Genomic DNA, 17,074 nt, shown 5'->3' with positions numbered 1-17,074 from the left:
TCGAGCCGCAGAGGCATGACCTTTTCTACCTACCAGCTCCCGATTTCCTCATTCTGGGCCGCAGGGACACCTACTTTTCTACCTCCCAAGCCCCGATTCCTTCATTTCGGGCCGTAGAGACCAGAAACTCCCTTAGTCGGACTGTATAAAGACAAGCCTTCGACTAAGGGATTCTTTCTTTTTATTCTTCAGGAGCCAAAATAGCATTTGCTTGACAGGCTCGGGGCATATATTCCTCTGCCATATAAAATGTTATTTGTTATCTGCCGCTGCCTGCAGCTTCACGATCAGTTCCTGAATTTCTCCGGTACTCATTCCCATAAAGCTTCTCAGAGTTCTGAGAGGAGAATTCTCCATCATCTTCAGGGACATCTCCTTGCTGATTGCTTCAGAAGCTGCGCTTTCTTCCTCTTCATCGCCTGAAGAGCCGCCCATATGCTGGATAAGACTGTCTGTCATTCCCTCAATTACAGCTTTTGTCCTTGGATTTTCCAGAAGTTCTCCGATAGTTGTATTCATGTGTACATGGATAGGCAGTTCTGTAGTGCTTTCTACATATACAGTTTTCTTTAAGCGGATGTCTCTGGAGGAAGCTGCTGCCAGGATTTCATATTCTCCGGAAGCTGCATACCAGTCATGGATCTGGGTATTGTACCATGCAAAGCTTCTCTTATCCAGCTCCATTTCCACAGTCTTCTCTTCCTGAGGCTGAAGCTCTACCTTTACAAAGTTTTTCAGTTCTTTCACCGGACGGCAGGCAGCTCCGGTCTTGTCTGCCACATAAAGCTGTACGATTTCTTTTCCGGCTCTGTCTCCTGTATTCTTTACTTTCAGGGTAACCTTTAAGGTATCTGTATCTTTAATCTTATCTGCTGAAAGCTGAAGGTCGCTGTATTCAAAAGTCGTATAGCTGAGGCCGTATCCAAAGGGATAGCGTACTGGCATTTCTTTTGTATCATAATAGCGGTATCCTACAAATACCCCTTCATTATACGCTACTGTCTGACCATCTCCCGGGAAGTTCAGATAAGATGGATTATCGGCAAGTTTGTAAGGAATTGTCTCTGCCAGTTTTCCACATGGATTTGCCTTTCCGAAAAGTACATCTACTTCTGCCTGGCCTACAGCCTGTCCTCCCAGATAAGCTTCCAGGATTCCCTTTACCTCATCTGCCCAGGGCATTTCCACTGGAGAACCATTGTGAAGAACAACTACTACATTTTCCTGTACCTTTGCGATTTCAGAAATCAGGGTATTCTGGCATTCCGGCATTCTCATGTGGCTTCTGTCATATCCTTCCGACTCAAAGGCATCGGGAAGTCCCGCAAAGATAACTGCCACATCTGCTTCTTTTGCAGTCTCTACCGCCTGATTCAGCATATCCTGGTCAATAACGTCTTCTTTAATGTCATAGCCCTGAGCATAAGTAACCTGGGCCACCTCTTTTGCAGCTTCCAGAGCGCCGGTGATCTTGAAGGAATTGATGTGAGAGCTTCCTCCGCCCTGGAATCTGGGAGCCTCTGCGAATTTTCCGATAAAAGCGATCTTCTTTCCCTGGGTTGGAAGAGGAAGTACCCCCTCATTTTTCAGAAGTACCATAGACTCTGCCTCTATCTTCGCAGCCAGCTTGTGGTCTTCCTCTTTGTCAAATTTACCTTCCTGACGGTTATCTGCAAACTTGAAGACAATGTTCAGGATTCTTTCTACAGCTCTGTCCAAAACAGCTTCATCCAGCTCTCCATTCTTTACAGCTTCTACGATTTCTTTATCTGTAGTGCCGCCGCTTGCAGGCATTTCCAGTTCAAGTCCTGCTTTTAAGCCTTTTACACGGTCATTCACTGCCCCCCAGTCGGACATTACATAACCATCAAAGCCCCATTCATCTCTCAGAACTTCTGTAAGAAGCCAGTGGTTTTCTGAAGCAAACTCTCCATTGATCCGGTTATAAGAACACATAACCGTATCCGGCTTTCCTTCTTTGATGGCAGTTTCAAAAGCAGCCAGATAGATTTCTCTTAAAGTTCTTTCATCTACTTCTGAAGAACAGGACATTCTCCTGTGTTCCTGATTATTTGCTGCAAAATGCTTAATAGAAGTTCCCACATTTTTAGACTGTACGCCCTTAATGTGAGCTGCAGCCATCTGAGAAGCCAGGTATGGGTCTTCTGAAAAATACTCAAAGTTTCTTCCGCAGAGAGGTGAACGTTTAATATTCACTGCAGGTCCCAGAATTACAGACAGGTCCTCAGCCTGGCATTCATCACCGATTCTCTCTCCCATTTCCTCCAGCAGATCTCTGTCAAATGAGCATGCTGTAGCACAGGCAGTAGGGAAGCACACGGCCTTGATACTTTCATTCAGTCCCAGGTGGTCAGCCTCTGCCGCCTGTTTTCTCAATCCGTGAGGTCCGTCGCTGACCATCACTTCCGGAATTCCCAGTCTCTCTACTCCTTTTAAATGCCAGAAGTCCTTTCCAGAGCACATACCGGCCTTTTCTTCCAGGGTCATTTCCCTGATAATCCCTTTTACATCACGTTTCATTTCTATCGCTCCTTTGCAATGTCTTTATGGCTTAAAGCTATCACAAATCCCCGCAAAAAAATATCATGTTTTTGCTGTTTTTATTATTTAAATGCTGCATTTTTTCTGGTATCCTATAAATGATACGATTACCTAAATATGCAAAACCCGAAAGCCCCTGGAGATAAAGCAGGGGGGCTTCCTGCTACAGCAGTTCAAAGTTGGGAATCACCGGAATCGGGTATCTATCTGATAAAAGTTCTATGAAAAATCATTCTGGGAGAAAGATTATGAGTATTTTTGAGAAAGATAATTTTAATTTTTTAGACAAAAAAACACGGCAGATCCTCCTGGCATCCAGGGAATCTTTTGTTCCCCATACGCCCTACCGTTATGAAAAAGACATGCTGGAAGCAGTGCGTATGGGAAACCTTGTCCTGGCCAGAAAATGCGTGGAAAATTTAAATAAGACCGGCCAGGCCGGAAAGCTTAGTACCAATCCTCTGCGCCAGGAACAGATTATTTTTATCTCTTTTATCACCCAGATCACCAGAGCTGCTATGGACGGAGGAGTCCCTGAAGATCTGGCCTACGCCATGAGCGACAGTTATATCCAGACCTCTGAGGAATGTACCTCCCTTTCTCAGATAGAAGGCCTTAGAAACCGGGCTCTGAAAGACTTTGTCAGCGCCGTGAAGCATAAGCAGGAATCACCGCCCTACTCCAAGGCCATCCGCAGCACCATTCACTACATCCACAGCCATATCCAGGAGAAAATTTCCCTGGAGCAGTTAGCGGACGCCTCCGGGTTGAGCAGCGGAAGGCTTTCTCATCTCTTCAAGGAAGAGACGGGAATGAGTCCACTTTCTTATGTGCAGAAAGAGCGGCTGGAAACTGCCAAGTCCATGCTTCTGTACACAGATTATCCTCTGTCTGAAATCAGCGCTGCCCTGTGCTTTTCCAGCGAAAGCCATTTCATTAAGGTATTCCGGGAATATACAGGAAAGACTCCCGGCAGGTACCGGAAGTCTCAGAGTTGAGGGCAGTCTACAATTTACAGTCCATAATAGACCTGATAATTTTTAATCCGTGCAGTTTAAGTAGCTCCTTACAGTTATAAAGGGACTTTTTGGATCTACAACCGTACTTTCAGGCAAGATCCTACGGTTATAAATCGATTTTCTGGGTCTACAACCGTATCTTTAGCCGGTTTCTTACGGTTATAAAACGACTTTTCAAATCTGCAACCGTACTTTCAGCCGAGGCCCTACGGTTATAAATCCGCTTTCTGAATCTGCCACCGTACCTTATAGCTTACTACCAAAAAACTCGCCTTCCCAGATGCGCCGGGACAATCTCAATATTTCCTTAAGGGCAATTTTCAATTTTTTCCAGCCCTTTTCTCAAACTTTCCTGCTCTTCCAAAGACAGGTCTGTATTTCCCAGGATTTCCCGGAGGGTGCGTTTATCTGTCATCAGCCAGAATCCCTCTATGCCTTCTCTTCTGGTGATCTCTCCTGCGGCAGGTCCTATGTGGTCTGCCACCTGCTGCCGGTTTTCTTCCAGCCATTTCAGGAAAGGCTCCATCACAGGGGCGGCTTTTTCACAATGCCGCAGATAGCCCAGGGTACATTCCAGAGAAAGGTAGTCGTCATAGTCTCCTGTCACATGTTTTGGGCAGACAGGGGCTGTCATGGTCTTCTCTCCAAAGTCTCCCAGCACATCCCTCAGCCATGCAATACTGTCTTCCGTCCACCGGGGCGCCCGGCTGCACAGATGGGAATCTTTATATTGAACGGAAGTATCCCCTGTGGAAAATCCGTGAGGTCCGTAGGCGTATATATGAGTTTCAAAGGAAACCCCGTTTTTGGCCAGAGCGGTTACAAATTCCAGAGAGTTTTCTATGGGGACTACGCTGTCATCCCTGGTGGCAAAAACAAAGCAGGGACAGGTATGTCTGTCTACCGCCGATACCACATCGGGAGCTGTCTCTTCGCAGTTTTTCACCATGTCTCCCAGGGTTACCGCATATCCCAGCACAGCCGCTGCAGGCCTGTGTTCTGCCATCGTGGCCCCACAGGCCGCCAGATGTCCTCCTGCAGAAAAGCCTAAAACAGCAATCTTATCTTTGTATACCTTCCACTCTCCCTCTTTTGACTGTATCAGCTCCATAGCTGCCTCATAGTCATTCAGAGGATTTGGCCATGCGGCGTCTTTGCCTATGGAGTATTGGAGAATAAATACCTGAAACCCGGCTTTCAGAAAAGCCATGGCAGGCGGGTCCGCTTCCCGTTCAGAGCAGTACTGATAGCCCCCTCCCGGAATGATCAGCATTCCCGGACGCTTCTCAATATAGTCAAACCTTCCCTCTGTCTCTTGGATATAGGCAGTAAGGGTCACATTTCTTTCCTCATTAAGTACGATCTTCTCTATATTCATAGTCTTCCTCCCATATCAGTCCAGGGGACCGCTGCATTAAGATAAAATCGAGAATATTTATACATTTTATTGCTCAGTCTGCGTTGCTTTGAGCCTATGGTCTCAAAGCCATACTCGACAAATTCGCATAAAATGTATAAATATTCCTGATATACGCTTAATGCAGCAGCCCCCTGGTCCTGCAGTTTATCTTTTATTTCAGATGGTCTACTGCTGCCCGCTCAATGGCCAGACCTTCTTTGTATCTTACCATAAATTCATCAAAGCCTTTGACATCATTCTCATCCGGCTGTACTTCAACGCCTTCCTGTCCAGCAAAGACTTTATTATCCAGATACTCTTCCAGAGTCTCTCCTTCTTCTTTATTGATCAGATAGGAAGCCAGTACCGCAATACCCCAGGCGCCGCCTTCTCCTGCTGTCTCCATAACAGTTACAGGAGTATCAATAGCTGCAGCCAGGATATTCTGTCCTACGCCTTTGGTCTTGAACAGACCTCCATGTCCCAGGATCTTGTCCAGCTTCACGCCTTCTTCCTTCAGAAGGATATCCATACCAGTCTTTAAAGCGCCCAGAGAAGTGAACAGATTTACTCTCATAAAGTTTGCCAGATTGAATCTGCTCTCCGGTGTGCGGACAAAGAGAGGACGTCCCTCTTCAAATCCGGTGATATGCTCTCCGGAGAAATAGTTGTAAGCCAGCAGTCCGCCGCAGTCTGCCTCCCCTTCCATAGCCTTTCTGTAAAGAGTGCCGAAAAGCTGGTTCATGTCCACCTGAATGCCCATGGCTTCTGAAAATTCTCTGAAGATTCCCACCCAGGCATTTAAGTCTGAAGTACAGTTATTGCAGTGTACCATAGCTACCAGATTTCCTGTAGGTGTAGTTACCAGGTCAATTTCCGGATAAACCTTAGACAGCTCTTTTTCCAGAACTACCATGGAGAATACAGAGGTTCCAGCAGATACGTTTCCTGTTCTCTGGGCTACACTGTTAGTAGCTACCATTCCTGTTCCTGCATCTCCTTCCGGAGGACAGAAAGGAACTCCTGCTTCCAGTTTTCCGGTGGTATCCAGAAGTTTTGCTCCTTCTTCTGTAAGGCGGCCTGCCTCTTCTCCTGCCAGAAGGACTTTCGGCAGGATTTCATGGAGCTTCCATGGATATCCGTAAGGAGCGGCCAGATTCTCAAACTGCTCCATTCTCTTCTGATCATAATTCTTAATATTCATATCTACCGGGAACATACCAGAAGCTTCTCCTACTCCCAGAACCTTCTCTCCAGTAAGTTTCCAGTGCACATACCCTTCCAGAGTGGTCATAAAGGTAATATCCTTTACATGCTCTTCTTTGTTCAGCATAGCCTGATACAGGTGAGCAATACTCCATCTCTGAGGAATATGATAAGCAAACAGTTCTGTCAGTTCTTCGCTGGCTTTCTCTGTCATGGTGTTTCTCCATGTACGGAAAGGCACCAGAAGATTTCCCTCTTTGTCAAAAGGCATATAGCCGTGCATCATGGCGCTGAAGCCGATGGCTCCCAGCTTTGTGATCTCCACTCCGTACTTTTCTTTCACATCTCTGGCCATGTCCTGATAGCTGTCCTGGATACCTGTCCAGATCGCTTCCTCGCTGTAGGTCCAGATATTGTTTACATACTGGTTTTCCCATTCATGGCTTCCGGAAGCAATGGGCTGATTCTCCTCGTTGACCAGCACTGCTTTGATCCTGGTGGAACCAAGCTCGATACCAAGTACCGCCCGGCCTTCCTGAATTGCTTTTTTGTTCTTTTCTGCGCTCATGTAAATACCCTCCTGTTTTTCTGGTTTATTCTGTCCCCATCCCGGCGGACAGCTTTACACTTTATTAACATTCTAATTTACATTATAGTGCTTGTATGCTTGTTATTCTACTTGTTTTTTCACAAGTCGACCTACCTCTCCAGATCTTATCCATGTCTCTTAAATCTATGTAGGATTCTGGTGATTATATAAGCAGCCACTGTTATCAGAAAATACAGGCACCCTCCGGTAAAGACCAAAGCCCCGAAGGTATCTCCCGCCTCCTGATTTCCCAGAAGAGGCGTATAGGCTTCTGCCATAAGCATGATAAACTGGCTGACTGTGATCAGCAGACTGTAGACAATATGTATCCGCCATCTGGAATAATATTTCAGCAGACGGCTGTATCCCCAGTACAAGCCCGCTATCACCAGAGCAAGAAGAAAGTAGAACCAGTCGTTGTCATCTGTAGCTCTCATCATACTTCTCAGCAGCACCAATACCGCTACAAAAATCCATCCGCCAATATAATATTTACGTCTTTTTTTCTTAAACTTACAGTGAGAATCCAGGATATGATACAGCTTTCTGGCACCGGGCTTTAACTGTTCAGGCTGATATTCGCGCATGTGATATTCTCTGGCGAATATCTCATAGACTTCCCGTTTCAGGTGAGTATTCTCCAGGAGTCTGCAGACTCCTTCCACACACTCTGGGTCAAAAAGCAGGTCTTTATATTCTTCTTTGGCAAAGAAGTCCTCATAGCATTTCAGCCGGTGTTTTTTCGAATTTGTGGTAAGGATGATTTCCAGATCCTTGAGGGCCAGGGCTATATTAGCCTGGTCTTTCAGCTCCTTTTCCTCCCGGGCCTTCCATTCAATCTTTTCAAAGTCTATTTTCTCCCGGGCTTTTCTCAGTTCTTCTTCCTGTCTGGCCCTGCGGTAACGCTCTTCCTGCTGCCGGGCTCTGCGGGCTTCCTCTTCCTGAAACTTCCTTCTTTCCTCTTCTTCCCTGCGAAGCTCCTCTTCCCGCTGTCGTTTCCAGGTTTCCCAGTTGTCTCCTGCCTGGCGGAAAGATTCCTCCTGCTCCAATTCTTTCCAGTTCAGAGGCTCCTGTTCCTGCTGCCCCGGCTCCTCTGTATCAGGCTCCTCTTCATTCTCCTGCTGGCCTGATTCTTCCGCCTCGAATTCACTTTCCCGGTTCTGGCTTTCTTCCTGTCTCTCTTGGGGAACCCCGGTTTCCATATCCGCTTCCTTTTCTTCCCAGAAACCTCCGCCGTCTCCGTTTCCTTTTATCAAAACCTCATAAGCTTCCTGTATCCGCTGGAATTCCTGAGGATAATCCTCAGGGTGATACATACGGAGCATTGCCGCATAAGCTTTCTTAATCTCCTTTTTCGAAACTCCGGGGCTGACGCCCAGAACCTTTTGGGCTGTTAATTTGTCCATTTTTTACTAAACTCCATAAAATCCAGATCTTCTTCTGGTTTCTCCTCCTGTTCCTTCTCTTCTTCTCCCTCTTCCTGATAAAAATCTCCCCAGAAATCAAAGTCATCCAAAGCCTCTCCCAGGGAAAAGTTATCAATGGTGTCCTGAATCTGTTCCCCGTATTTTTTAATCTTTCTGGGATTCTGTTCTTCCAGAACCTTCTCAAAAAGAGCGATAAGGCCTGCAAAATATTCCCTCTGGCTGGGAGGGCATTCCTCACAGAGTGTCGTCAGCCGGCTGAGGAGGAGCTTGTTCTCTGTAACCTCCCGGGGATGTACCTTCAGCTTCTCCAGTTCCTTCATCCTGGCCTGGAGCCTCTCGTCATCCACGGTCTGAGACACCACGCTGCTGATAGTATGGCCTGTAGAGACCACCTGTATATCCGCCAGAAGGATTCCGTCAATATCATAGGTAAACCGTACATCCAAAGCCTCCTGTCCCGCAGGACCATCAGGAACCGTCAAGGTATACTCCGCCAGTTTCCGGTTGTCTCTGGCATAGACATGTTCCCCCTGAAGCACCGGGAAGGTCACCTGTCTCTGATGGTCTTCCGCCGTGTAAAATCTATGGACTCTGGAACAGGGGAGCACGGTATTTCTGGGAATGATCGGGGTAAAATAAGGGTTGCTGGCATCGCTGGCATTTTTGGTGGCTGTTCCCAGAGAAAATGGGCAGATATCCGTCAGTACATAGTCTTTGATCGACTGTTCCCTTGCCTTAACGCCGCAGAGATACCCCAATCCCCGGACAATCATTTCATCACTGTTCAGATTAATCTGAGGCTCCCGGTGGAACAAGTGAGATACATAGGATGTGACAACAGGCATCTTGCTGGAACCTCCTGCCATAACAATATCAGACAAATCCTCCGGACGTATCTGGGCACTTTTTACCGCATGGTTCAGCACCTCCTTAATCTTATAGAAGATTCCGGCGCTTTCCTCCACCAGCCGGCGGTTGGTATATACACTGGTATACTCCTGCCCCTTTATCCAGGCAGTCATCCTGCTTTCCTGGGCGTCGCTCAATTCCCGCTTGCATTTTTCCGCCTGTCTTTCCAGTACCGCCAAATCCTTTTTGGACACATCACCCTTTGGAATGCCATGCTCTTTCAGAAAGGCTTCCACCATAATCTGATGGAAATCATCCCCTCCCAGATGGTTATTTCCTGCCACAGCCTCAATTTCCACCACATTTTCAAAGCAGTCCACAATGGATACGTCCAGAGTTCCTCCTCCGAAATCAAAGACCAGAAACAGCTGCTCTTCTCCGTTATCCATATAGGAGGCCAAAGCCGCCGCACTGGGCTCATTGATCAGCCGATGGACCTGGACCCCGGCCAGCAGCCCTGCCTTTTTCGTGGCATACCGCTGCTTGTCGTGGAAATAAGCAGGAACCGAAATGATCACTTCCTCAATCTCCTCTCCCAGATAAGCCTGGGCATCCTCCACAATAGAGCGGACCACAAAACTGGACAGTTCCTCCGGGGTAAAGTTAAGGCCTCCCAGATGAAAGGTCTTCTCTTCTCCCATAAACCGCTTGAAAGAACTGGCCGTTCTTTCAGGAGCGGTAATAAGCCGTTCCTTTGCAATTTCACCTACAATAATTTCCTGGTTTTCATCTACACTGACTACGCTGGGCGTAAGATAGGAACCGTAGCGATTGGGAATCAGCTGAATCCTTCCATCTTTATATACGCAGCCCAGGGAATTGGTAGTTCCCAGGTCAATGCCTAAAAGATATGACATAAAATCCCCCCTTCCTGTCTTTCTAATACCGGCGGCTTTTCAGCCAAAAACCGGCCATGTCATCATTTATAAGAAAAGCGTCTGCTATTCCAGCATGCTTTCTTCCTTCCTGCATTCTTCCAGAAGCTTTTCCTCTTCCTTCCTGTAAAGAAGCTTTTCGCTCCATTTCATATACAGCGGACTTTCATGAAGGCTGAGGAAATCCATAGCCAGAGTGTCCTGGGTCAAGCCGGATACAAAAAGTACCATATCCTGTCCGTCTCCAAAGGACTTCTCTGCAAATCTAAAGGCTCTTTCTGTCTGTTCCAGGATTTTCTCTATCTCCTTGCTTCTCTCATGAGTCTCTCTGCTGAAATACTCTTTAATCCTTTCAAATCCTTCTGAAGATTTCCGGATATGTTCTTTTTTCAGGTTCAGGCAATATTCTTCCAGCTTTCCAATCACCCAGTTTTCTTTTCCGATTTCTTTCTCCGTCATCAATCCTGCTTCTATCTTCACTTCCATACTGTTCCTTCGGTTCTGGATAAAGGCCTCTATGTCCTGGATTTCTCCGTGTTCCCGGACATAGTTTTTCAGATAGCCCAGGGCTTCGTGAAGGCTGATAAGCTTTCCTTCTCTTCCTGCAAAGCCGGCAAAGGAGGTATGAAGAGCTCCCATCAGAAGGTTCACTACCGTAAACCTCTCTTCAAAACCGCCTTTCCCAGCCATAGCCGCCTTTTCCTCGTAGTCTCTGTCTGAAAGGCTGCCTTCCAGTATATCCGTAATCCCATAATCTGTTCCATATTTTCGGTACAGCTGATAATAGGCTGTAAAATCCCTGGCCGTCTCTTCCTTCTGAAGATACTGACTGACTAAAGCCTCCGTTATAGGAATCTGGAACGCTTCATAGCTTTTCAGGATTTCTGACAAATCTTCCCAGCCTCTGGCTGTGACGAAAAACTTTCCGTCTACGGTGTTTTCCACAGAATAGAAATTTTCTTTCTTAATCCTCAGATAGGATAGGATTGCCTGATGGACTTCCTGGCGGCAGGCATACTCCATCCATACGTCACAGTCTGCTTCTACGTCAATCTTACGCACTCTGTCCAAAGTAACAATGTCAAATTCCCGGACGGATTTGTTATACTGCGGAGGGTTTCCTGCTGCAACAATAATCCACCCTCTGGGCACCTTATGACTTCCGAAAGTCTTATTCTGAAGAAACTGGAGCATGGTCGGCGCCAGAGTTTCTGATACACAGTTAATCTCGTCGATAAAGAGAATCCCTTCTTTGTTTCCTGTGTCCTCCATGCACCGATACACGGAAGCAATAATTTCGCTGAGGGTATATTCTGTAACACTAACTTCTTTTCCCTGATACATTTTCGTCTCAATGTGTGGAAGTCCAATAGCGCTCTGCCGGGTATGGTGAGTAATGGTGTAAGCTACCAGTCCTACTCTGCATTCCCGGGCAGCCTGCTCCATAATGGCGGTCTTTCCGATTCCGGGAGGTCCCATAAGGAGAATAGGCCTCTGCCTTACCAAAGGAAAGGTGTAGCATCCCAGGTCGTCTTTCTTGTTATATGCTCGAATAGTATTGATAATCTCTGTTTTTGCCTCTTTTATGTTCATAGTGCTCCCTCTTGTTTCCCTGTCTTTGCCGGAACGACCAGTTTATAAGCCCAGTCCGGCACCATATCCATTTTGGCCGTCTTCTCCAGAAATACAAATGCAGTTTCATAATCCGGCTTACTCTGAGGATAAATCCCGTCTCCATCTGTAAAATAGATAAGGGCCTTCAGATTCCGGATTTCCTTCTTTTCCTGCTGCTCACGGACATATTGGAACACCGGACGAAAATCTGTACCGCCTCTGCCCCGGATCTTGATATTTCTACTGTAGGCCCTCCACTCTCCCTCAGAATGGATGACCTTCACATCCTGAATATAGCTGTCGCATTGGATTAGATAGACCTTCATCTTCCGAAAAAAGTTCTCCTTTTCCTCCAGTATCCCATAGGTCTCCCCCAGAAATCCCTGGACCCTTTCCGCTGAACAGGAACTGGACGTGTCAATGGCAATAACTAATTCTTCCAGCCGGTTCACCTCTTTATATTCTAAGGGCTCGATTAAAGGAGTATTCCCATACCGCTCCATACCCAGATTATAAAAAATATAATCAAAACTCTCTGTATCCAGCTCTACCTCTTCCCTTGGCACTGCAAATCGTTTCAGGAACTTTCGGTAGTCATACTTTCTCCGAAACCGTACTTCCACTTCCTCCTCATCAGATCCACTGTGGGTTCCTGCTCTTTTCTTTTTCTGCTGCTTTTTCTGTCCGGTAAGAGAACGGATCTCCTCCCATTTTTTTCTGGTCCCTGCTCCTTTTTTCTCCTGCTTTTTCTTCTCCCAGCATCGATGATCATCAAAAGAAAAAGCCCTGTGAAGTTCCTTAGCAGTATAAGGAAATCTTCCTGCTTCCAGCATATGATATATTTTCTCTGCTGACAGAGACTGTCCTCTCATAATCCCAAAACATTGTTCCCGTATAGGATCTCTCCCTGGCGAAAGGTCAGGTATCTGTTCTCTCTCTATGATTTCTTCCACCCACATATCCCAGGCCAGATTCCATCTCTCTCTGTCCTTCCATTCCCCTGGCGGAAAGGTTTCTCCGTAAAAAGGATGGAGATACAGACAGTGTAGAAGCATATGCAGATATCCCCGCCGGATGCTCCGGGGATTTTCCCTGTATTTCCAGATTAGGAAGTCCGGCGAAAAATAAAGATACTCACCATCTGTACCTATAGTCCTGTCCTTTTCCCGTGGCCGGTATGGCAGACCGGCAAATGCCCCGTCCAGATAAGGAAAATAAGAATACAGCTCATTCCGGCAGTTCTGCAGTATCCGGATTCCCAGGTCCTCCCGGCGCTTCCGAGCCTCCTCCTGCTGTCTTTCCTCAAATATCCCGTCCATTCCTCTCACCTGCCTTCATACTGCTAAAGGGAAAAATCCCTGTCTTTAAAGCCGTTCTTTTCTTTTTTCAAATGTAAGAACCATACCAGTGCAGCGTTTTTCTGCTTCTGTCTGGCAATCCGGATAAAACTGTCCAGATTCTTTCCATCCAACCAGCCCAGAGACTCCAGTTCTTCCAGCTTTTCTACATCATCGCCGTCAATCAGGGCTTCTACTGCCGGGCGGATCCTGCTTTTCAGATATATACCATAGGCCTCTTTCTCCTGGTCTTCTGCCTCAGGCAGAAAAAATCCACGAAGGGCCGCTGCCAGCCGCACAGGCTCTTGTTTTGTAGTAGTAAATTTCCTATAAAGTCCAATTGCTTCCTCTTCCGGCTCCCTGGTCTGGGCCTGGTCCCGGAGAGCCTTGGGAACCATTTCCACATCCGTCTGGAATTTTTCATTATTTTTCACGATTTTATGGCTCCTTCAGTAGGTTTCTCTAATTTATTTCTCTGTTAAAGATTTTAACATCTAGAGGGGGGGATGGCAAGAAGCAGGCCCATCCTTTCTTTTTCATAACGCAGGAAATGCCACAATCCAAGTGTCTTCAAGGATTGTGGCATATTCAAAGGAACTGACTCCCAGCGTTCCCAGGATAAAGATAGAGATATTGCTCCATGGAATAATAGGCGAAAAGACGGTTCCCGTATCTTCCAGCATGCGGGACAAGTTCTTCCTGTGAAGATTATACTTATCAAACAATGGTCCCAGAATCGGTCCCACAATTGAAAAGGTAACCAGATACACACCAGTAAGAGATATGCTTCCGCTGTCAGTAAGCTTTTTTAAATGATATCTAAGAGTTTCTTCTGTCATCCCTGGGATATCAATATCCCCGGTAAAAATAGGTTCTCCTGGAATATAATTTTCTTTGTCAATCACATCTGATTTATTCATATTGTTTCCATCTACATCACTGTTTAACAGGACATATTGTCCTATTAATGTCCTATAATTGTCCTATAAAATATAGATTTAAGCAGGAAAAAGGCAGGATACCCAATACCCTGCCCATATTTCCAAAATATTCTGTTCTCAGCAGTTACAGACCCAGTCCATTCTCCCATTCCCCACTCCATCAAACTATTCCTGCAGCAGCCAGTCAGCTATATCGTGAATGTTAACTCCTTCATAGCTGTATTTCGGATGTCTGGTCCGGGCGATAATCATCTTAGGATAAGCATCTCGTATTTGAAGCAGCGGTGAACACTCCCTCTCAAATGTTTCCTGTCCGGAAATATCATCACTTACCTGAATATATATTTTTTCGCTTCCTCTCTGTGCCACAAAGTCGATTTCTTTCTGATACAGTTTTCCGACATAAACATCATATCCACGGCGAAGAAGTTCGATACAGACTATATTCTCATATATTCTACCATAATCCATGTTTCTGCTTCCGAGAACTGCGTACCTGATACCAGTATCACATAAATAGAATTTTTCTGAACTTTCCAGATATTTTTTCCCCCGAATATCATAACGCTTAATGTCATAAAAAACAAAGGCATTACACAAATATTTAATATATTTTCCAACCGTCACATGATTCGTCGTAATCGTATTAGCTGTCAGCAGTTTGCTGATCTTATTCGGAGATGTCAGGTTACTGATATTATCCATAAGGAACTCACTCAACCGCTGCAGAACAAACGTATCAGGCAAGGCATATTTCTGCACCAGATCTCTTGTAACAATCGTTTCGTAAACCTCTTTGATATAGTTCGTTCTGTCTTTCTCTGTTCTATACAGATAGGAACCTGCAAGACCGCCCTGCATTGAATAACTATCAAAAAGCTTGTCTTTATCGCTGATTTCATCATAATACTGGCAATATTCCTGAAAACTGAAAGGGAACACATGAATTTCAATAAAACGTCCTGTAAAAAGAGTTGCCAGATCAGCACTCAGCAAAAAAGCATTTGAGCCAGTTACGTAAATATCGTATTTTCCCTTAGAATACAGACTATTGATCGCAAGTTCAAATTTAGGACACATCTGGACTTCGTCAACAAAAAGATAATTTATTTTTCCTGCCTGATAATTTTCTTCCACATAGGAATGCAATGCATGGTATTCCTTAATTTCTTCATATGCCAGGTCCATAAAATCAATGAAAATAATGTTAATATTTTCAAATTGACTTTTCAAATATTCAATATACGCCTGCATCAGCTTCGACTTGCCCGAGCGTCGAATACCAGTAATAATTTTAATATCAGGCGTTCCATTCAGTTCAATAATTCTATCAAGGTATTTTCTCCTCGTAATTATTTTCATATTGTCACCACTTTCAAAAATTATATTTTTTTATTTTTTCGAAATCATACTGTTGTGCTTATTATATCGTCTGCATAGAGTATATGCAAGATATCGCTTTCAAAAAAACAATATATTTTATTTTTTGAAAATGACCCTGTGACTGTTTCTTTTTCCCATGCAAAAAGGCAGGATGCCATACACCCTGCCCACATTTCTGCATATTCTATTTCTAACAATTACAGTCCCAGTCCATTCACCCATTCCTGAACATCCGCTTCATCCGCTCCTGACCGGATACTAAACCGGAGGTCGTTTCTCCTAGCCCTTGATTTTACTGGGCTTAACAGGATACAAAAGTGTGGCATCTTCTTTCAGACACACATCCAGTATAATGTCCACGATTGGGTTACATTTTGTCCGGATGGCCTTCTGTTACAGATCCTATCGATTCTATCTGTTTTGAATATGTTTCATTTCCTTTTTCTGTTTCTCCCGATCTTTGGAAAGTTTCAAAGCCAGGCTGCGGACTCTGTCAAAAGATTCCAGTTCGCTTCTCAACAAAACATAGACCATTTCTGAAAGATCTTCTCTTTTATCATATCTTCTGAATGCTTCTCTGTACTTTCCAGTCGGCTGGATTGAGACAGGCAGCAACCCGTTATTGATCAGTTGCTGATTAATGATCATCCTCCCGGTTCTTCCGTTTCCATCTGCAAAAGGATGGATCCGTTCAAACCGGACATGATTGGCTGCAATTTTTTCAAAAACCTCTTTCACTGTCACTGCTTCTATATTTGTTTCCCTGATCCAACTTTTCATAAGCTCCGGAATATCCTGCGGATCCGGCGGATAGTATACAGCTTCCGCCAGATTTCCAATATAAACCGTGGTATCTCTATACTCTCCCTGCATATGTCTGATATATCCATTTGCCTTCTGGATCCACTCTTCATCAATAACTGTCTTCGCAAAGGGAAGCAGCATTTTCCGAATTGCATAGTACGCATTTTTTGCATCTGTATATTCTGAATAGGTATGGTTCGATCTTACTTCATCGTAATCGATCACTGCGATTGTTTCTTCCAGTGACAGTGTATTTCCCTCGATTGCATTTGTACTCCATGAAAACCTCTTGGCAAAATCTTCGGTAAACGGCTGACTGATCAGCGGATTTTCCATAAACTTAAAAATTTCCTCTTTTTCTGTTTCGATCTGTAAGATTCTATTTTCATTGTCAAATAATGGCATGGTATCTGCCTCCCATATATAATCAAATGAATGGTTTCTGCTTTCCTGGTATTATCATGCCCCAAAAAAACACCCTTTGCCCTGTGATTCTTTTGCCACATAGTATATCATAGAATCACAGCGATATCTATCAGAATATCAGCGTAGCTGTTGTTCCTCCCAATAAGTAAATTATCTTTTTTCCTATTTTTAAGAAATTCAAAATGCCATTTAAAAATCTCTTTTGGCCCCTTAAATGGCACTAAAAAAGGCAGGATACCCAATACCCTGCCCCTATTTCTACCTATTCTGTTCTCAATGTTTACAACCCCAGTCCATTCACCCATTCCTGCACATCTGCTTCGTCTGGTCTGGAGCCGAATCTCATACCTTCCTGCCAGTTTCCAGTTCCTGCCATGTCCGCCAGAAGCTGTCCGCTTTCGCCAAGTCCTGATGATGCGGAGGTTGCAAATGGAATCACAGTCTTTCCTGTAAAATCATTGTTCTCTACAAAGGAGTCTACCGGCCAGGCGGCGATGCCCCACCAGATCGGATAGCAAAATGGAGCCCCTTCCTAGAATCCCTTAAAAACTCGGGATTTAACTGGATGTAGACTTGTGTACTG

At 45.1% G+C, this 17,074-nt stretch carries 15 protein-coding genes; 1 reads left to right on the top strand and 14 read right to left on the bottom strand.

What is annotated here, in order from left to right:
- Positions 1-252: 252 nt before the first annotated feature.
- Positions 253-2,541, bottom strand: a complete 2,289-nt coding sequence (locus B5G33_RS02225; RefSeq protein WP_087416602.1) for a glycoside hydrolase family 3 C-terminal domain-containing protein — start codon at positions 2,539-2,541, stop codon at positions 253-255.
- A gap of 269 nt (positions 2,542-2,810) precedes the next feature.
- Here B5G33_RS02225 and B5G33_RS02220 point away from each other — a divergent pair, with 269 nt between their 5' ends.
- A complete protein-coding gene (locus B5G33_RS02220; protein WP_158229566.1) occupies positions 2,811-3,560 on the top strand; it encodes a helix-turn-helix domain-containing protein in 750 nt (249 codons plus the stop codon).
- Between the two features lie 328 nt (positions 3,561-3,888).
- Here the strand turns inward: B5G33_RS02220 and B5G33_RS02215 are convergent, their stop codons facing one another.
- From B5G33_RS02215 to B5G33_RS02160, 13 genes are all read right to left on the bottom strand, one after another.
- Complete coding sequence (locus B5G33_RS02215) at positions 3,889-4,959, bottom strand: alpha/beta hydrolase (protein WP_087416600.1); 1,071 nt, start codon at positions 4,957-4,959, stop codon at positions 3,889-3,891.
- A 193-nt stretch (positions 4,960-5,152) separates the two neighbouring features.
- Complete coding sequence (locus B5G33_RS02210) at positions 5,153-6,754, bottom strand: xylulokinase (protein WP_087416599.1); 1,602 nt, start codon at positions 6,752-6,754, stop codon at positions 5,153-5,155.
- 146 nt (positions 6,755-6,900) lie between these two features.
- Entirely contained in the window at positions 6,901-8,181 is a 1,281-nt protein-coding gene (locus B5G33_RS02205; RefSeq protein WP_087416598.1) for a J domain-containing protein, read from the bottom strand.
- Positions 8,169-9,968 (bottom strand): Hsp70 family protein, encoded by a 1,800-nt coding sequence (locus B5G33_RS02200; RefSeq protein WP_087416597.1) that lies wholly within the window; start codon positions 9,966-9,968, stop codon positions 8,169-8,171. The genes B5G33_RS02205 and B5G33_RS02200 overlap by 13 nt, the downstream gene beginning before the upstream one ends.
- An 84-nt stretch (positions 9,969-10,052) precedes the next feature.
- Positions 10,053-11,579: an ATP-binding protein gene (locus B5G33_RS02195; protein WP_087416596.1), complete on the bottom strand. Its 1,527-nt coding sequence runs from the start codon at positions 11,577-11,579 to the stop codon at positions 10,053-10,055.
- The gene (locus tag B5G33_RS02190) at positions 11,576-12,919 is read right to left on the bottom strand and encodes a vWA domain-containing protein (protein ID WP_087416595.1); all 1,344 of its coding nucleotides are present in this window, start codon (positions 12,917-12,919) and stop codon (positions 11,576-11,578) included. Before B5G33_RS02190 ends, B5G33_RS02195 begins: the two co-directional genes overlap by 4 nt.
- 23 nt (positions 12,920-12,942) lie before the next feature.
- Positions 12,943-13,371, bottom strand: coding sequence for a hypothetical protein (locus B5G33_RS02185; protein WP_087273402.1), 429 nt, complete (start codon positions 13,369-13,371; stop codon positions 12,943-12,945).
- A 102-nt stretch (positions 13,372-13,473) separates the two neighbouring features.
- Positions 13,474-13,857, bottom strand: coding sequence for a Na+/H+ antiporter NhaC family protein (locus tag B5G33_RS21830; RefSeq protein ID WP_242971355.1), 384 nt, complete (start codon positions 13,855-13,857; stop codon positions 13,474-13,476).
- A 186-nt stretch (positions 13,858-14,043) separates the two neighbouring features.
- Positions 14,044-15,240, bottom strand: coding sequence for an ATP-binding protein (locus B5G33_RS02175; RefSeq protein WP_087273404.1), 1,197 nt, complete (start codon positions 15,238-15,240; stop codon positions 14,044-14,046).
- A gap of 44 nt (positions 15,241-15,284) precedes the next feature.
- Positions 15,285-15,458, bottom strand: a complete 174-nt coding sequence (locus B5G33_RS21550; RefSeq protein WP_204247320.1) for a hypothetical protein — start codon at positions 15,456-15,458, stop codon at positions 15,285-15,287.
- A 214-nt stretch (positions 15,459-15,672) separates the two neighbouring features.
- Positions 15,673-16,470, bottom strand: a complete 798-nt coding sequence (locus B5G33_RS02170; protein WP_087416594.1) for a Fic family protein — start codon at positions 16,468-16,470, stop codon at positions 15,673-15,675.
- 107 nt (positions 16,471-16,577) lie between these two features.
- Positions 16,578-16,796: a hypothetical protein gene (locus B5G33_RS02165; protein ID WP_087273408.1), complete on the bottom strand. Its 219-nt coding sequence runs from the start codon at positions 16,794-16,796 to the stop codon at positions 16,578-16,580.
- On the bottom strand, positions 16,772-16,987 hold the full coding sequence (locus tag B5G33_RS02160) for a flavodoxin (protein ID WP_330396630.1): 216 nt from the start codon (positions 16,985-16,987) through the stop codon (positions 16,772-16,774). The genes B5G33_RS02165 and B5G33_RS02160 overlap by 25 nt, the downstream gene beginning before the upstream one ends.
- Between the last annotated feature and the right edge of the window lie 87 nt (positions 16,988-17,074).

Origin of the sequence: Blautia sp. An81, assembly GCF_002161285.1 — a bacterium.
GTDB lineage: Bacteria > Bacillota > Clostridia > Lachnospirales > Lachnospiraceae > Blautia > Blautia ornithocaccae.
The sequence above is the reverse complement of the archived record's forward strand: the minus strand, read 5'-3'. Positions and strand labels throughout refer to the sequence as shown.

Excerpts from the sequence above, each read along its gene's own strand:
- B5G33_RS02225 (WP_087416602.1), bottom strand. The coding sequence starts at position 2,541 with ATGAAACGTGATGTAAAAGGGATTATCAGGGAAATGACCCTGGAAGAA.
- B5G33_RS02220 (WP_158229566.1), top strand. The coding sequence starts at position 2,811 with ATGAGTATTTTTGAGAAAGATAATTTTAATTTTTTAGACAAAAAAACA.
- B5G33_RS02215 (WP_087416600.1), bottom strand. The coding sequence starts at position 4,959 with ATGAATATAGAGAAGATCGTACTTAATGAGGAAAGAAATGTGACCCTT.
- B5G33_RS02210 (WP_087416599.1), bottom strand. The coding sequence starts at position 6,754 with ATGAGCGCAGAAAAGAACAAAAAAGCAATTCAGGAAGGCCGGGCGGTA.
- B5G33_RS02205 (WP_087416598.1), bottom strand. The coding sequence starts at position 8,181 with ATGGACAAATTAACAGCCCAAAAGGTTCTGGGCGTCAGCCCCGGAGTT.
- B5G33_RS02200 (WP_087416597.1), bottom strand. The coding sequence starts at position 9,968 with ATGTCATATCTTTTAGGCATTGACCTGGGAACTACCAATTCCCTGGGC.
- B5G33_RS02195 (WP_087416596.1), bottom strand. The coding sequence starts at position 11,579 with ATGAACATAAAAGAGGCAAAAACAGAGATTATCAATACTATTCGAGCA.
- B5G33_RS02190 (WP_087416595.1), bottom strand. The coding sequence starts at position 12,919 with ATGGACGGGATATTTGAGGAAAGACAGCAGGAGGAGGCTCGGAAGCGC.
- B5G33_RS21830 (WP_242971355.1), bottom strand. The coding sequence starts at position 13,857 with ATGAATAAATCAGATGTGATTGACAAAGAAAATTATATTCCAGGAGAA.
- B5G33_RS02175 (WP_087273404.1), bottom strand. The coding sequence starts at position 15,240 with ATGAAAATAATTACGAGGAGAAAATACCTTGATAGAATTATTGAACTG.
- B5G33_RS02170 (WP_087416594.1), bottom strand. The coding sequence starts at position 16,470 with ATGCCATTATTTGACAATGAAAATAGAATCTTACAGATCGAAACAGAA.
- B5G33_RS02165 (WP_087273408.1), bottom strand. The coding sequence starts at position 16,796 with ATGGGTGAATGGACTGGGGTTGTAAACATTGAGAACAGAATAGGTAGA.